At 62.3% G+C, this 13,668-nt stretch carries 11 protein-coding genes and 1 pseudogene; all 12 read right to left on the bottom strand.

Features of this window, described 5'->3' with window-relative positions; translation table 11 throughout:
- Nucleotides 1–3 precede the first annotated feature (3 nt).
- Nucleotides 4–1,002, bottom strand: a complete 999-nt coding sequence (locus tag HNR59_RS18010) for an ABC transporter substrate-binding protein (protein ID WP_246374828.1) — start codon at nucleotides 1,000–1,002, stop codon at nucleotides 4–6.
- 50 nt (nucleotides 1,003–1,052) lie between these two features.
- On the bottom strand, nucleotides 1,053–1,823 hold the full coding sequence (locus HNR59_RS18005; protein ID WP_183832415.1) for an ABC transporter permease: 771 nt from the start codon (nucleotides 1,821–1,823) through the stop codon (nucleotides 1,053–1,055).
- A gap of 4 nt (nucleotides 1,824–1,827) precedes the next feature.
- Complete coding sequence (locus HNR59_RS18000; protein ID WP_246374826.1) at nucleotides 1,828–2,892, bottom strand: dihydrodipicolinate synthase family protein; 1,065 nt, start codon at nucleotides 2,890–2,892, stop codon at nucleotides 1,828–1,830.
- Nucleotides 2,893–2,894: 2 nt separating this feature from the next.
- Nucleotides 2,895–3,959 (bottom strand): NAD-dependent epimerase/dehydratase family protein, encoded by a 1,065-nt coding sequence (locus HNR59_RS17995; RefSeq protein WP_246374825.1) that lies wholly within the window; start codon nucleotides 3,957–3,959, stop codon nucleotides 2,895–2,897.
- A gap of 105 nt (nucleotides 3,960–4,064) precedes the next feature.
- A complete protein-coding gene (locus HNR59_RS17990; protein ID WP_183832413.1) occupies nucleotides 4,065–4,919 on the bottom strand; it encodes a sugar phosphate isomerase/epimerase family protein in 855 nt (284 codons plus the stop codon).
- Nucleotides 4,920–5,069: 150 nt separating this feature from the next.
- Nucleotides 5,070–5,708, bottom strand: a complete 639-nt coding sequence (locus HNR59_RS17985; RefSeq protein WP_183832412.1) for a TetR/AcrR family transcriptional regulator — start codon at nucleotides 5,706–5,708, stop codon at nucleotides 5,070–5,072.
- 328 nt (nucleotides 5,709–6,036) lie between these two features.
- A complete protein-coding gene (locus HNR59_RS17980; protein WP_183832411.1) occupies nucleotides 6,037–7,773 on the bottom strand; it encodes an acetyl/propionyl/methylcrotonyl-CoA carboxylase subunit alpha in 1,737 nt (578 codons plus the stop codon).
- Nucleotides 7,774–7,776: 3 nt separating this feature from the next.
- Entirely contained in the window at nucleotides 7,777–9,339 is a 1,563-nt protein-coding gene (locus HNR59_RS17975) for a 5-oxoprolinase subunit B/C family protein (protein ID WP_183832410.1), read from the bottom strand.
- 14 nt (nucleotides 9,340–9,353) lie between these two features.
- The gene (locus HNR59_RS17970) at nucleotides 9,354–10,115 is read right to left on the bottom strand and encodes a LamB/YcsF family protein (protein WP_183832409.1); all 762 of its coding nucleotides are present in this window, start codon (nucleotides 10,113–10,115) and stop codon (nucleotides 9,354–9,356) included.
- Nucleotides 10,116–10,143: 28 nt separating this feature from the next.
- Nucleotides 10,144–11,871 (bottom strand): M14 family zinc carboxypeptidase, encoded by a 1,728-nt coding sequence (locus tag HNR59_RS17965; protein WP_183832408.1) that lies wholly within the window; start codon nucleotides 11,869–11,871, stop codon nucleotides 10,144–10,146.
- Complete coding sequence (locus HNR59_RS17960; RefSeq protein ID WP_183832407.1) at nucleotides 11,868–12,719, bottom strand: ABC transporter permease; 852 nt, start codon at nucleotides 12,717–12,719, stop codon at nucleotides 11,868–11,870. Before HNR59_RS17960 ends, HNR59_RS17965 begins: the two co-directional genes overlap by 4 nt.
- Before the next feature lie 5 nt (nucleotides 12,720–12,724).
- Nucleotides 12,725–13,628, bottom strand: a pseudogene (locus tag HNR59_RS17955) (ABC transporter permease).
- Between the last annotated feature and the right edge of the window lie 40 nt (nucleotides 13,629–13,668).

Genomic DNA, 13,668 nt, shown 5'->3' with positions numbered 1-13,668 from the left:
AGGTTATTGAACGTCGAACGGAAGCTCAATCTTGGTCAGGAACGTGTCGTCATAGGCGTCCGCGCAATCTACCTTGGTGGGCAGGCCCATATAGGTGTTCACGAGGTCGACCGATCCGCACATCTTTTCCTTGTCGATGGCGCCGATGCCGTTTTCCTTGAAGGTCTGCGTCTTCATCAGTTCGAAGCCGAGATCCATGTTTTCGCGCAGTGCCACCACATCGATCTCAGGCACGGCCTTCTTATAGATCTCCATCGCGCCTTCAGGATCGTTCATGACATCCTGCCAGCCCTTGTAGGACGCTTCCAGAAAACCGCGAAGCGCCTCGGGCCGGTCCTTGATGGTGGCCTCGCTGGCCATGATCGACATGGCGTAGAGCTGGAAATTGTAGTCGGCCCAGTTCAGCGTCACGGCATTGCCCTTGCCGACGGCCTTTTCCGCCAGCGGCAGGCCGGTCGTGTAGTCCGACACCGCATCGGCGCGCCCTTCCGCAAGCGCCACATATTTTGCCGAAGGCTCGATGTTCACCCATTTGATGGAATTGGGATCAATGCCGTTGGCATTGGCGAAAGCCGGCCACACCAGACGCTGGCTGTCGCCGGGAGGTGCGCCCACGGTCTTGCCGGGAAGGTCGGAGGGCTTGGTGATGGGAGCGGAGGCCTTGGAGAAGAAGTTCATCGGCGTGCGGTCGAAGATGATGCCGACAACCTTCACCGTGGTTCCCCGCGCCCGTGAGCCGATGACGACCGCCGCGTCGGCAAGTCCGGCGTCGGCGCGGCCGGTGTCAACCTTGGCGATGGAATCGCCGGAACCCTTGGAGTTCTCGATCACCACGTCGAGGCCCTTCTCGGCGAAGTAGCCCTTCTCCTTGGCCACCCAGTAGGCGGCATGGTCGCCAACCGGGAACCAGTTCAGCGCGAAGGTGAATTTCTCGCTGGCCATGGCCGGTGCCGCAGCAAGTGCTGCAACCATGGCCGTTGTGATCATCAGTGCAGTCTTCATCCCGTTCGCTCCCATTTTTGCGTTTATCGGATGGTGACGGTAATTCCGGCTCAGGCGTCGGTTCCCTCGGCCCACGGCGCCAGATAGCGCGACATCAGCCCGACGGCCGCGAACAGCAGCAAACCGATGATCGAGATATAGATGAGCGCGGCGAAAGCCAGCGCGGTGTTCATGCTGCTCTGGCTGGTCACGATGACGTAGCCGAGCCCGGTCTGCGAAGCGACGAATTCGCCGACGATCGCACCGACGACGGCGGAGGTCGCCGTGACCTTCAGCGCCGACAGGATATAGGGATAGGCGTTCGGAATGCGGATCTTGGCGAACACCTTCCATTTCGGCGCACTGAAGACGCGGCCGAGATCGATCATGTCATGATCGATCTGCGAGAGGCCCACCGCCGTGTTGATGACCACGGGGAAGAAGCCGATCAGCGCGCCCATCAATATGTTGGGAAGGATGCCGTAGCCGACCCAGATCAGGAACAGCGGCGCGATGGCCACCTTGGGAAGCGTGTTGAGAAACACCAGAAACGGCATCAGCGCCCGCGAAAGCACCGGCGACCAGGCGATCATCGTGCCCAGCAGAACGCCGCTGGCCGCCGCCAGCAGGAACGCGCCCACGATGGCAAGGCCGGTGGCCCAGATGTGCCCCCACCAGTCGATCGAGGTGTCGAGCATGGCATCCAGCACCGAGCGCGGGCTTGGAAGCAGATAGGGCTTGATCTCGCCCCAGCTCACGGCCGCCTGCCAGATGGCCATGATCGCCAGAAAGAGAACGATGGCGGGCACCAGTTCGAGAAGTTTCTCGCGCAGCTTCGCCATCGGATCAGTCCAGCCAGCGCGAGAGATTGGCGCGGACGAAGTCGTCATCCGCAAGGTCGGCATGCAGGCGGCTGACGCGGGTCAGCTCTTCCGCCTGTCCCGGCGAAAGCCCCTCTTCCGGATCGAGGCACCAGATGCCCTCCAGCAGGCCCTGCCGGCGCAGGATTTCGTGACAGCCGGCAATGCAGCCGTGGAAGTCGTTGACGACATCGAAGAAGGCGCTGTTGCAGTCGGTCACGCGGGAATCCAGCGCGAGCATGTCGGCCGAAACCGCATCCTTCGCCGCTTCCGCACGGCAGCGTTCGAAGATGTCGACCGCGCCTTTCGTCCACACCGACCAGTGGCCGAGCAAGCCGCCTTTGAAGCGCAGCGTGATGGGCTTGCCGTCGCGCATCACGGTGAACGGCGTCACCAGATCGAGCACGATGTGATCGTCATTGCCGGTGTAGAGCGTGACCTTGTCCTCGGCCCCGGCATCGACGATGCCGCGCACCACATCGACGGTGCGATAGCGGTTGAAGGGAGCAACCTTGATCGCCACCACATTGGGGATGGCGGCAAAGCGCGCCCAGAAATGCGCCGACAGATGCAGCCCGCCGACCGCCGGCTGCAGATAGAAGCCGATCAGCGGAATTTCGGCGGCAACCTGCTCGCAATGCGCAATCAGCACATCCTCGCTCTGGCCCTTGAGGGCGGCGAGGCTGAGCAGGCCAGCATGGTAGCCAAGCGATACGGCCGTCTTCGCCTCATTCACCGCCTGCGCGGTCGGACCGGCAAGCCCGGCAACCATGACCAGCGTGCGGTCGGTCCAGCTTGCAGCCTCTTCCGCGGCAAGCGACAGCACCCGCTCATAGAGCCCGACTTCGCGAATGGCGAACTGGGTGGTGTGCACACCCACCGCCAGACCGCCGGAGCCCGCATCGAGATAGTAGCGCGTCAGCGCCCGCTGCCGGCGCTCATCGAGCTGGCGATCGGCATTCAGCGCCAGAGGGTGGGCAGGAATGACGGTTCCTTCGCGCAGGAGATCCATCGCAGCCTGCCGGGCCTGAGGAGTGGCTTGTCCGGTCATGTTCAGAACGCTCCGCTCCGGGCTTCGAACTTGGTGGGCTTGTTATAGGCAATTTCGCCGCGGGCAACCCAGTCGGCGGTCCAGTCGAGCATCGCCGTCAGCGGAACCGACGGATAGCCGAACAGCCGGTTGGCCTGCGCGGTGTTGGTGAGCCAGGCGGTGGTCGCCTCGGAACCGAACAGGCGCGGCTCGACTTCAAGGCGCTTTGCCAGTTCATGGACCAGCCAGCGCACCGACAGGGTTTCCGGACCCGACACATTGATCGGGCTGGTGATTTCGGTGGAATGAGCCAGACAGCGCAGCGCCTGCGCATTGGCGTCGCCCTGCCAGATCACGTTGACGTGCCCCATCAGCGACAGATCGATCTGGGTGCCGGCCTTGATGCGGCTGGCGAGATCGTAAAGCACGCCATAGCGCAGATCGATGGCGTAGTTCAGGCGGAACAGCCGGCCGGGCGTGCCGTGAACGCGCGAGAAATGCTCGAACATGCGCTCGCGGCCGAGGCAGGACATGGCATATTCGCCGCGCGGCTCCGGCGGTGTCGTCTCCAGCGCGCCCTGCTGGAGCACATCCATCAGCGGATAGATGTTGCCGGTGGAGAAGGCGACGATGCGCGAGTCGCGATAGGCATTTGCGACCAGCGCCGGCGAATGGGTGTTCATCGCCCAGGTCAGCGCCTGATTGCCCGAAGCGCCGAACTTCATACCGGCCATGAAGATCACGTTGCGCGCCTTGGGCAGGGCGTTCACCTGCGCCTCGTCCAGCAGATCGGCCCTGATGGTCTCGACGCCCCAGGATTCAAGCTGCGCCTGCAACTCGGGCTCGCTGAAGCGGGCAACGCCGATCACCCGCTTTTCGGGTGCCGCACGCTTGGCCATGCGCGCCAGCGTCGGGCCCATCTTGCCCGCAACGCCGAGGATGATGATGTCACCGTCGACCGAGGCCAGATCGCGCACCAGAGCGGGCGTTGGCCGGGTCATGTATTCTTCGAGTTCCTCAACGGAACCGAAGCTCTCGGGCAGCGCGGTGGCGGCCAGACCGGAATCATTGGCGACTGTCTGATGCAAGATCGGCTCCCTCATGTTCTTTTCTTGCCGATGACACTATCCGCAGCGAAAGAAGATTTCAACTATTTGGTTGAATTTTTGACGGAAATTTTCCGCCGCAATATTTCAATTGTTTTTCAATGCGTTAAATCTGGAGAGAGCGTTTCTCACCGAGGCTACGGATGGCCACAGATGCGGTTCCATGGCGACACAACCTGCATAGCCATCCTCCTCAAGCGCCATCACCTGACCGGCCCAGTCGACGTCCCCGTCGGCCAGCAACTCCCATGAATTGTCGGCATGGACGCGGGCGTCCTTGAAGTGGACATTGCGGACCAGATGACGGCAGGCGGCATAACCGTCCGGCCAGGGGGTGTCGCCGTCGATCAGCGCGTTGGCGGGATCCCAGTTGATCCCGATCGGTGCGCCGGTGGCCGCAATCAGGGCCGCTGAAAGCGCGCCCGTATTGGCCCAGTGGCTCTCCTCGTTCTCGATGATCAGGGATACATTCGCACTCTGCGCCAGTTCGGCGGCGTGGGCGAGCACATCCGCGACCCGTCCGGGCGCACGTCCCGAAGGTCGGCCGCCGCGGTGAAAACTGAAGGCGATCAGGTGCTGCGCGCCGCTGGCCACGGCAAACTCAAGCGATTCCGGCAGAAGCCGTTCGACATGATCGCGCAGCAGCGCCTCCGCGTCCGCCCATGCGTCGTGAAACTCGCGGTCCATCCACGCCAGATTGGAGCTTTGCGCAGAGTCCGGCGGCAGGGGAATCTTGAAGAGTCCCGGAGAGATGGCACTGATGCGCACATCGAAGTCACGGATCGCCCGCAACAGCCGCCGCCGTTGCGTCGGGCTCAGGCGCGGCACGCGGGCATCGTGCATGCCGCGCAGCTCGAAATGCCGCACGCCCCATTCCAGACCAAGCTCGAAGGCGGTTTCGGGCGAATCCGACAACTCGTCGGTAACGATGGCGGGAATCATGATCAGGGCGTCCTCCGGCATTTGCATCAGGAGGGTAGACCGTCCCCGGGGGCGGTTTCAACTATTTGGTTGAATCGAGGATCGGCAACGATCAGCCCGCGCTCTGCAACGCGGCTGGTAAGCCCGCGCCGGGGCGCACGCAAGACGGCATCAGGGCCGCAGACCCGCCAGCGTCAGCGCAACGATATGATCCCGGTAGACGGAAAGAGCTTCCGGCGTGGAAAGATCCCGCCCGAAAATCGCCGACATGGTGACGCCGTTGGCGAAATAGAAAAACGTCATGCCCGCGATCGAGATGTAGAGGTCGAGCGGATCGATGCCCTTGCGAAACACGCCTTGCGCTTCGCCTTCGCGCAGGGTCGCCCCGATCATCTCGATCAGTGGCGAGTTCGTGCGCTGAAAAGCATCGGAGTCCTTGACGTGGGGTCCACCCAGCGCGTTCTCGTCGGCCAGCATGCGAATAAATTCCCGATGCCGCGCCAGATAGCTGAGCGAAAAATCGATGAGGCGCACGATGGCGTCCTGCGGGGGTAGCGATCGCAGGTCGAGGTCTTTTTCGCGCAGGCGTATCTCGGTATAGGCTTCCTCAAGCGTGACGCGGTAAAGGTCGTCCTTGCTGCCGAAATAATAGTAGACGAGCTGCTTGTTCAGGCCGGAGCGGGCGGCGATGCTGTCGACACGGGCTCCGTTGAAACCTTTCTCGGCGAATTCCGCCCGCGCCGCGTTCAGAATGATCTCGCGCGCATTTTTACCCGTCTTATGAGCGGCGCGGGTTTGAGATTTCGCCATTCACAGTCCGCATTGCAAATTCTGTTGAAGTACCGGATTTCCTGCAGCCGTCCCGCCTCCATTCAATGAAGCCGGGAGGCCGTCGGTCAAGCTGAGCCTCATGATAGCCATTCTTTCAGCATTTCGTAAGAGCGCCGCGCCTGTTTAAAGACAGGCCGGATACAAATCCACGCTGGAGCCGAAATCATTCCCACACAGCGCAGAGTGGTTCCGGAAGATCTCGCAAGCCGCGTCAGCTGTCCATCTTCCGGCCAGCAGGAAGTTGCTTGGCGTGCTCTTTTTCACGATCGAAATGACATTGGCAGGGAATAAAACCAGTCGGAGGAAATCATCCGCCGGGCAGGATGACGGCGAGCATATCGCCTGCCATGAGCTCAGAACCGGGTTTTGCTCTATGCTGCAGGACACCATCTGCAGGCGCGGCAATCCGCATTTCCGCTTTCATCGCCTCTATGATGGCAATCGCATCACCCTTGCGAACGCGGGCTCCGTCGTCAACGAGCCACCCCTGCAGAATGGACGGCATCGGTACGCCGACTATTTCGCCTTCCGCGTCCTGTAATGAAGGAGCCTCGCGCGCACCATCCGGCGAAGCCGGCGCAGCAGCAAGCTTCCCCCAGAATGCAGCCGGCAGAGCAAGCTGATGGCGCTTGCCATCAATTTCAATGTAGGTGCGAACCAGATCGTCTTCCTGCGCCTCAACCCGGGGGGCGGGAGGCGGCAGGGCGAGTTCGGTCTCGATCCAGTTGGTATGGACGCCAAAATGTTCGGCCGACGTAAAAGCCTCTTCCTCAAGCACTGCGCGATGGAACGGCAGAACAGTTGCTATTCCTTCGACCTGAAATTCCCGCAGGGCGCGTCTGGCCCGATGAAGCGCTTCGTCACGGGTGGAAGCGAAGACGATGAGTTTTGCAAACAGTGAATCATAGAGCGGCGGGACAATGGATCCGGCTTCGACGCCGCTGTCGAGCCGCACGCCGGGTCCGGAGGGCGCGCGAAAACGGGTGATGCGTCCGGGCGTCGGCAGGAAGCCCCGACCCGGATCTTCCGCATTGATGCGGAATTCAAAGGCATGTCCCAGAGGCTCCGGCGTTTCTTTCACACGCAGCGGCAGCCCGTCGGCGATACGCAACTGTTCCACGACGATGTCTATGCCGGTCGTCACTTCCGTGACGGGATGTTCGACCTGAAGGCGCGTGTTCACTTCCAGAAAGGAAATCAGTCCGTCGCGCGACAGCAGAAATTCCACCGTGCCCGCCCCCACATATCCGGCAGCGGAACAGATTTTTCGGGCAGCGTCGTGGATCCGCTGCCTCTGTTCTGCGCTCAGGAACGGGGCCGGCGCTTCCTCGACCAGTTTCTGATTGCGGCGCTGCAGGGAGCAGTCGCGCGTTCCGAGCACCAGAATATTGCCATGGCTGTCTGCCAGAATCTGCGCCTCGACATGGCGGGGTTTGTCGAGAAATTGTTCGGCGTAGCAGTCACCGCGCCCAAAGGCCTCGGTTGCCTCGCGAACCGCGGACTCAAACATGTCGCCGACGTCCGCAAGCGAGCGGGCGACCTTCATGCCCCGCCCACCACCGCCGAATGCAGCCTTGATCGCAATCGGCAACCCGGCACGCTCAGCGAACGCGACAGCTTCCTTTGCCGAAGAGAGGGGGCCATCGGAGCCGCTGACCAGCGGAGCGCCGACACCGGCTGCTATGCGGCGCGCCTCGATCTTGTCACCCAGCATGCGGATCACATCCGGTGAGGGACCCACCCAGACCAGTCCGGCGTCGAGCACCGCCTGCGCGAATTCAGGCCGTTCGGAGAGAAAACCGTAACCCGGATGGACGGCATCCGCTCCCGAGCGCGCCGCAATGTCGATAATCTTATCGATGGCGAGATAGGTATCCGAAGCGCGCCCGGCACCGAGCGCCCACGCTTCATCCGCATATTCGACATGAAGCGATGCGGCGTCAGCGTCCGCATAAACGGCAACCGATTCAATCCCGTAGTCGCGCGCTGCACGAATGATGCGCAGGGCGATTTCGCCTCGATTGGCGACGAGCAGCTTCTTCATTGCTCAATGATCCTCGCTGACGGGATGAAAACGGATCGACGCGCCGGGCGGGATTTGCGCCACAAGGTCGAGATGGTAGCGCGCGACCACAGCAATCACAGGATAGCCTCCTGTCACCGGATGATCGGCCAAAAAGACCACAGGCTGGCCGCTATGCGGCACCTGTATCGCACCGGGCACGGTCGGCTCTGACGGCAATTCGGCCGCATCGATACGCTCCAGAGGCGACAGACCGGAAAGCCGTTTGCCGACCCGGCTTGCCTCAGGCGTTACGCGCCAGTCCTGCGTTGTCAGAGTTTGCAATGCCGCGTCGGTGAACCAGTCATCGCGTGGCCCCAGGACTATATCCACGGTGGTCGCCTCGTCTTTCTTCGGCAGCGCTGCGGCCGGAACCGTATATGCACTGACGGCGCGGGCCGGGCCGGGCGCTGCGCAAAGCGTTGCACCGGCCACAACGGGTTCGGGGCCAATGCCGGCCAGCATATCGCGGGAAGCCGATCCCATCACCAGATCGCAGGTAAAGCCACCGCGGATACCGAGGTAGCTGACCATGCCCTGACCGGCAGCGCCGATATCGAGAATATCTCCCGCATCGAGCGCAAAAGCCCGGCCTGTCGGCAGAACCATCCTGCGCCCGTCATTGCCGGTCAGCACTAGCTTGCAGGGCGCGCCGGTCATGGCCAGCGTGACAGGCCTGTCGGCGCGAAGTTCAACGCCTCCGAAGACAATCTCAAGCGCTGGTGCATTGGCCGCATTGCCAAGAACGTCGTTTACCGCGCGGAAGCTGGCCCGATCCAGCGCGCCCGAGCCGGACACGCCCTGCGACGCCTGTCCGGGTCGGCCTTCGTCCTCCAGCATCAAAGGGCGTTCCGTGCGCAAGATCGTCACACAGGCGTCCGTCTTCACCGTTGCCGTCGCGGCCCGGGACAAGGCAGGAACAATGATTGCGTCGCCGGCCTCGACCTGACGGAAGCGCACCCGGTCGCCGGGCACCAGCAGGGCAGGACGCTCCCGCGCGAGGTCCCACATGCGGGTGGTGGTGCGCCCGATCAGTTGCCATCCGCCGGGGCTTTCGGTCGGATAGACGCCGCTGAACCGGCCGGCGAGCGCGACGGAGCCGCGCGGAATGCGCACGCGTGGTGATTTGCGGCGCGGAACATCCAACCCCGGATCGTCGCTGCTCATATAGGCGAAACCGGGCGCGAAGCCCGTGAATGACACCGTGTGCACGGCCCCGGTATGACGCCGGATCACTTCCGCCTCGGAACAGCCGAGGATCGCGGCCACCTCCGCCAGATCCTCGCCATCATAGACGACAGGTATCTCGACCATCTGGCCGGGCGATGTTTCCGTGCACGTCAGTTCCATCGCGGCGATGGCTTCACGCAATCCCGCTCTGCTTGCGAACAAGGGATTGAACCGCACCAGCACCGCACGTGCCGCCGGCACCAGCTCCGCCACGCCCTTCAGCTTTGCAACGCGCAGGCTGTCGAACAGGGCAAGGGCCTGTTCAAGGTCTTCGGTTTCGACAAGAATACCCTCCAGCCCGGCTGCAAGAAAGCGCATTTGCCACTCCGGCCTCAGCGTATGAACGAGGCAAGCTTGATGCCCGCCTCCGTGAGGTCAGCCCGCAATCTGCGGGCGATCGCCACAGCCGCGGGCGTGTCCCCGTGGACGCAGATGGACTGCGCCTCCAGCCTGATATCGGTGCCATCGACTGCCGTGATGAGCCCCTCCCTCAAGAGGCGCAACATACGACCTGCAATCTCCTTCGGATCGTGGATCACCGCATCTGGACGCGAACGCGAAACCAGCGAGCCGTCGGCCATGTAGGCACGGTCGGCGAATGTCTCACAGATCACGGTGATGCCTTGCGCCCGCGCCTGCGCAACCACCGGCGCATTTGAAAGCGCCATCAGCGGCAGGGCGGGGTCCAGTGCCTTGATGGCGGCGATGACGGCGGCTGCCTGCCGGGCATCATGCGCCATCGTATTGTAAAGAGCACCATGCGGCTTCACATAGGCAACGCGGGTTCCCGCAGCTTTGGCAAGGCCTTGCAAAGCGCCGATCTGATAGATGCTGTCCGCAAACAGCTCGGCATCGGAAGGCTCCATGTTGCGGCGCCCGAAGCCGACGAGATCGCGATAGCCGATATGGGCGCCGACGATGACGCCCCGCTCCGCCGCGGAGCGGAGGCTGCGCAGAATGCCGGCGGGATCGCCTGCATGGAAACCACAGGCAATGTTGGCGCTGGTCACCAGAGCGAGCATTGCATCATCGTCGCCCATCGGCCAGGGGCCGAAGCTTTCGCCCAGATCGCTGTTGAGATCGATCATCGTCATCGCAAAAGAACTCCGTTGCCGCTTCCGCTCAGGCGACCAGTGGCGAGGGAAACAGGTCCAGGGAAAGATCCTGCAGGGCGTCGTAAGCGGCCAGCGCCGTCGCCATCTGTGCCTCATGCCCTGCCCGGAACGCATCGCCCTCGACGGTTTCGTCCGGATATTCGGTGATGAGGGTCATGGGCAGCCGGTGGCGGTCGTCCTGAGAGATCATCACGGGAAAACCGTTGAGGATCTCAAAGCCGGTTTCCCCGGCATGGCGCTCGAACAAGGCAATCTGGGCCTCATTGAAAGCCCGCAGGCCCGGCACGTCATTGAGGCGCGCCGTGACCTGCGTCATCAGTTTGCGCGCCGCCTTCTCCCAGCCTTCGCCATGGCGCATGATGAGGAAGAAGCCTTTCGGAATGGTCCAGACTTCGAACCCGCGCGGCACATAGCCCGACAGAGGACGCGTCCATTCATGCGCGGGATACCCGTGGAAATTAAGATGGAGGAGAGCCGGCAGCAGCTTTTCCGCTTCGAGACGGATTGCTTTCTCGAACAGCACCTCGCCTGTGCGGTATTCAAGATCGTCGCCCAGCGCGGTGTAGCGGGCGGCATGGTGCATATGGCGGGGATTGTTTCTGATCAGGCGCTGATGAAGCGCATAGCCATCGGGATTTTCCAGAGGACAGAACGCGAAATGCGCGCCTGAACGCCCCATGAGACGGTGAGCCGCGCGCAGCGTGCCCACCGGCGAGGAGGTCTCGTTGGCGTGCTGGCCCGCGGAAATGATCACGCCACGATCCGTGCCGGGATGATATACCGCCGCGATTTCACGTCCGGCTACCGAGCGTGCGAAATAACGCCGGCCCGGTATCTTCTCCAGTTCCGCCGCGATCTGCACCTGCGACAGCGCGCGTCCCGCACTTTCCAGATCCTGGATGTGATCGGAACGGGAAGCCGCATCATAAGGGCGCAGCTCCACTGTGACGGATAATTTCTCGCCCTGACGAATATCCGGCACGATCTGTCCCGGCTGAAAATCCCGGTATCCTGCAGGACGGCCGGAAAACTTCGCCAGCAGTTCGAGAGCCGAGAAATAGAAGTCCTCATGCAGCGCTTCACGCAACGACAGAACCTCATCGCCAACCCCGAGGTCTTCGTCGCTGGCCGGCAGTGACACGCCGATGAACAGTTCCTGAAAGAACGGCTCTTTCTTCCAATTGCCCCCAGCAAGTGCCTCCATCGTCTGATGAAAAATCTGCTCATAGTCCGTGTCGAGCGATTGCTCTGTTCCATCGATGCGCAGCCACCCGCAGGGCGACAGCGCCGCGTTGCCCGCATAATCTTCATGCACGCGATTGGGAGCGGTGACGGACAGATCTTCCACGCGGCCGTCGGCGTAGGTCAGCCTGACGCCGTATACCGGCAAGTCATCGCTTTCCGGCCCTTCCATAAAGGAGAAAAGGATTTCGGGGAACATGGCGACGAGCGGATAGGTTTCGAGAAGAAACCGGCGGGGACCCGCCTGAGGATGCCGGGGAAACACGATGTCGGCCCGCACGAGCGCTTCTGTGTCGATTTCGTCGCGAAAGGCGACCACCAGAGGCTTGTAGGCCGACCGGCATTTCGCGCTGACGCCGCGCGCTGAAAAAGCGGCTTCGGCGGCGCGACGGGCTGGCAGATCGTCGAAGGTCCACGTTTCCACCGTTGCGGCGGAAAGCGTTTCGGCAAGCTCGCGAAGCGTGGAGGAAAAGGTCTTCTCGAAGAGGATCAACGGCTCGTTCTCCCGGTGGGGTCCAGCAGGTCGCGCAGCCAGTCGCCAAGCAGGTTGAGGCCGAGCACGGTCAGCAGAATGGCGAGCCCCGGCACCACGGAAATCCACCATGCGGTCTGCAGATAGGTGCGACCTTCCGCCAGCATCCCTCCCCATGAGGGAATCGAGGGATCGACCCCAAGTCCAAGGAACGTCAGCGAGCTTTCGAGCAGGATGTTGTTGGCGACATTGAGCGTCATCAGCACCACGACGGGGCCAAGCAGATTGGGCAGCAGATGGCGCATGATGATGTTGCGGTCCGCCACCCCGATGGCGCGGGCCGACAGCACGAACTCACGCTCGCGCAGCGACATGACGGAAGCGCGCACCAGACGCGCATATTGCACCCACTGGCTGACAATCAGCAGGATGATGGTGTTGGTGATCGAGCCGCCGACGATCGCGACGAAGGTGATGGCAAGCAGGATGAAGGGCAGCGCCAGCTGCACATCGGCAAAGCGCATCAAGATCATATCCCAGATGCCGCGATAATAGCCAGCCACCAACCCCATGGCGACGCCCAGCACGACGGAGCCGGCAACCGAAATGAACCCCACCTGCAGCGAAATCCAGCCGCCGCTGGCAACGCGTGCGAGAATATCCCGGCCCAGCGCATCCGTTCCGAGCGGATGCGCGGCATTCACCAGCGGCGGCACGAGGCGCGACGAGAGTGAAATCTTGGTCGGGTCAGGCAGCAGCCAGCCGGACAGAATGACCGTGCCGGCTATCGCGATGAGCAAAACGGCGCCAAGCACGAATTCCAGCGAGGCGAAACGCTGCAGTGCCTGTGAGCGAAGGAGACGTGCCATTGCGCTCATTCCTTGCGGATACGGGGATCGACGAAGCCATAGGCGATGTCGACGATCAGATTGACGAGCACGATCATCAGCGAGAGGATCATGATGACGGCCTGCAGCACCGGGTAGTCACGCGCGGCCACGGCATCGAAAGCCAGAGTGCCCATGCCCGGCCAGTTGAAAACGCGCTCGATGACCACCGAACTGAAGCCCGAAATAGGTGATGAGCGGGATCGCGCAGTTCCGCAGCGCGTGCTTGTAGAGCACCTTGTTTTCGGAAAGACCCTTGGCGCGGGCGACCATGATGTATTGCGAATTGAGCGTTTCCAGCATGGTGGTCCGCACCAGCCGCACATTGGTCGCCGTCAGGATGATCCCCATGGTGAGCGTGGGCATGATGAAGCTTTCCAAGCCCGACATGCCGGAAGGCGGCAGCAGCCTGAACGTGACCGCGAACAGCAGAACCAGCATCGTCGCGAGCCAGAAATTCGGGAAAGACAGGCCGACAAGCGAGCAGATGCGTATCAGCTGGTCGCTCCATTTGCCCCTCGAAACCGCAGCCCTGATGCCGAGCGGAACCGAGATGATTATGGAGAGCAGCAGCGAGGTGAAGGCCAGCATCAGGGTGGCCGGAAGCGCCCGCGATATCAGGATGTTGACGGGCGTGCCCCCGACGAAGCTGTTGCCGAAGTTCCATGTCAGAAGGCCGATGAGCGAGTTGGCATACTGAACCACGAAGGGTTCGTTGAGCCCCAGCCCCTCGCGAATGCGCTGCAGATCCGCCTCGGTGATGTTCGTCGCGCCCTGAGAGATCATCAGTGCGGGATCGCCGGTCATGCGGATGGCGACGGCCACGACAAGGCTGACCGCGACGACCACGAATGCCGCCTGCAGAAGTCTTTTCAGAATAAAGCCGATCACGGGTCGTCACCTGTTTTTGGGATGCCCCCGGAAGTATCCG

This window comes from Aquamicrobium lusatiense (genome assembly GCF_014201615.1).
In the GTDB taxonomy this organism is placed as follows: domain Bacteria; phylum Pseudomonadota; class Alphaproteobacteria; order Rhizobiales; family Rhizobiaceae; genus Mesorhizobium; species Mesorhizobium lusatiense.
The sequence above is the reverse complement of the archived record's forward strand: the minus strand, read 5'-3'. Positions and strand labels throughout refer to the sequence as shown.

What these genes read in the sequence shown, in the direction of transcription:
- HNR59_RS17975 (WP_183832410.1), bottom strand. Translation starts at nt 9,339, where the DNA reads ATGCGCTTTCTTGCAGCCGGGCTGGAGGGTATTCTTGTCGAAACCGAA.
- HNR59_RS17960 (WP_183832407.1), bottom strand. Translation starts at nt 12,719, where the DNA reads ATGGCACGTCTCCTTCGCTCACAGGCACTGCAGCGTTTCGCCTCGCTG.
- HNR59_RS17990 (WP_183832413.1), bottom strand. Translation starts at nt 4,919, where the DNA reads ATGATTCCCGCCATCGTTACCGACGAGTTGTCGGATTCGCCCGAAACC.
- HNR59_RS17980 (WP_183832411.1), bottom strand. Translation starts at nt 7,773, where the DNA reads ATGAAGAAGCTGCTCGTCGCCAATCGAGGCGAAATCGCCCTGCGCATC.
- HNR59_RS18010 (WP_246374828.1), bottom strand. Translation starts at nt 1,002, where the DNA reads ATGAAGACTGCACTGATGATCACAACGGCCATGGTTGCAGCACTTGCT.
- HNR59_RS18000 (WP_246374826.1), bottom strand. Translation starts at nt 2,892, where the DNA reads ATGACCGGACAAGCCACTCCTCAGGCCCGGCAGGCTGCGATGGATCTC.
- HNR59_RS18005 (WP_183832415.1), bottom strand. Translation starts at nt 1,823, where the DNA reads ATGGCGAAGCTGCGCGAGAAACTTCTCGAACTGGTGCCCGCCATCGTT.
- HNR59_RS17985 (WP_183832412.1), bottom strand. Translation starts at nt 5,708, where the DNA reads ATGGCGAAATCTCAAACCCGCGCCGCTCATAAGACGGGTAAAAATGCG.
- HNR59_RS17970 (WP_183832409.1), bottom strand. Translation starts at nt 10,115, where the DNA reads ATGACGATGATCGATCTCAACAGCGATCTGGGCGAAAGCTTCGGCCCC.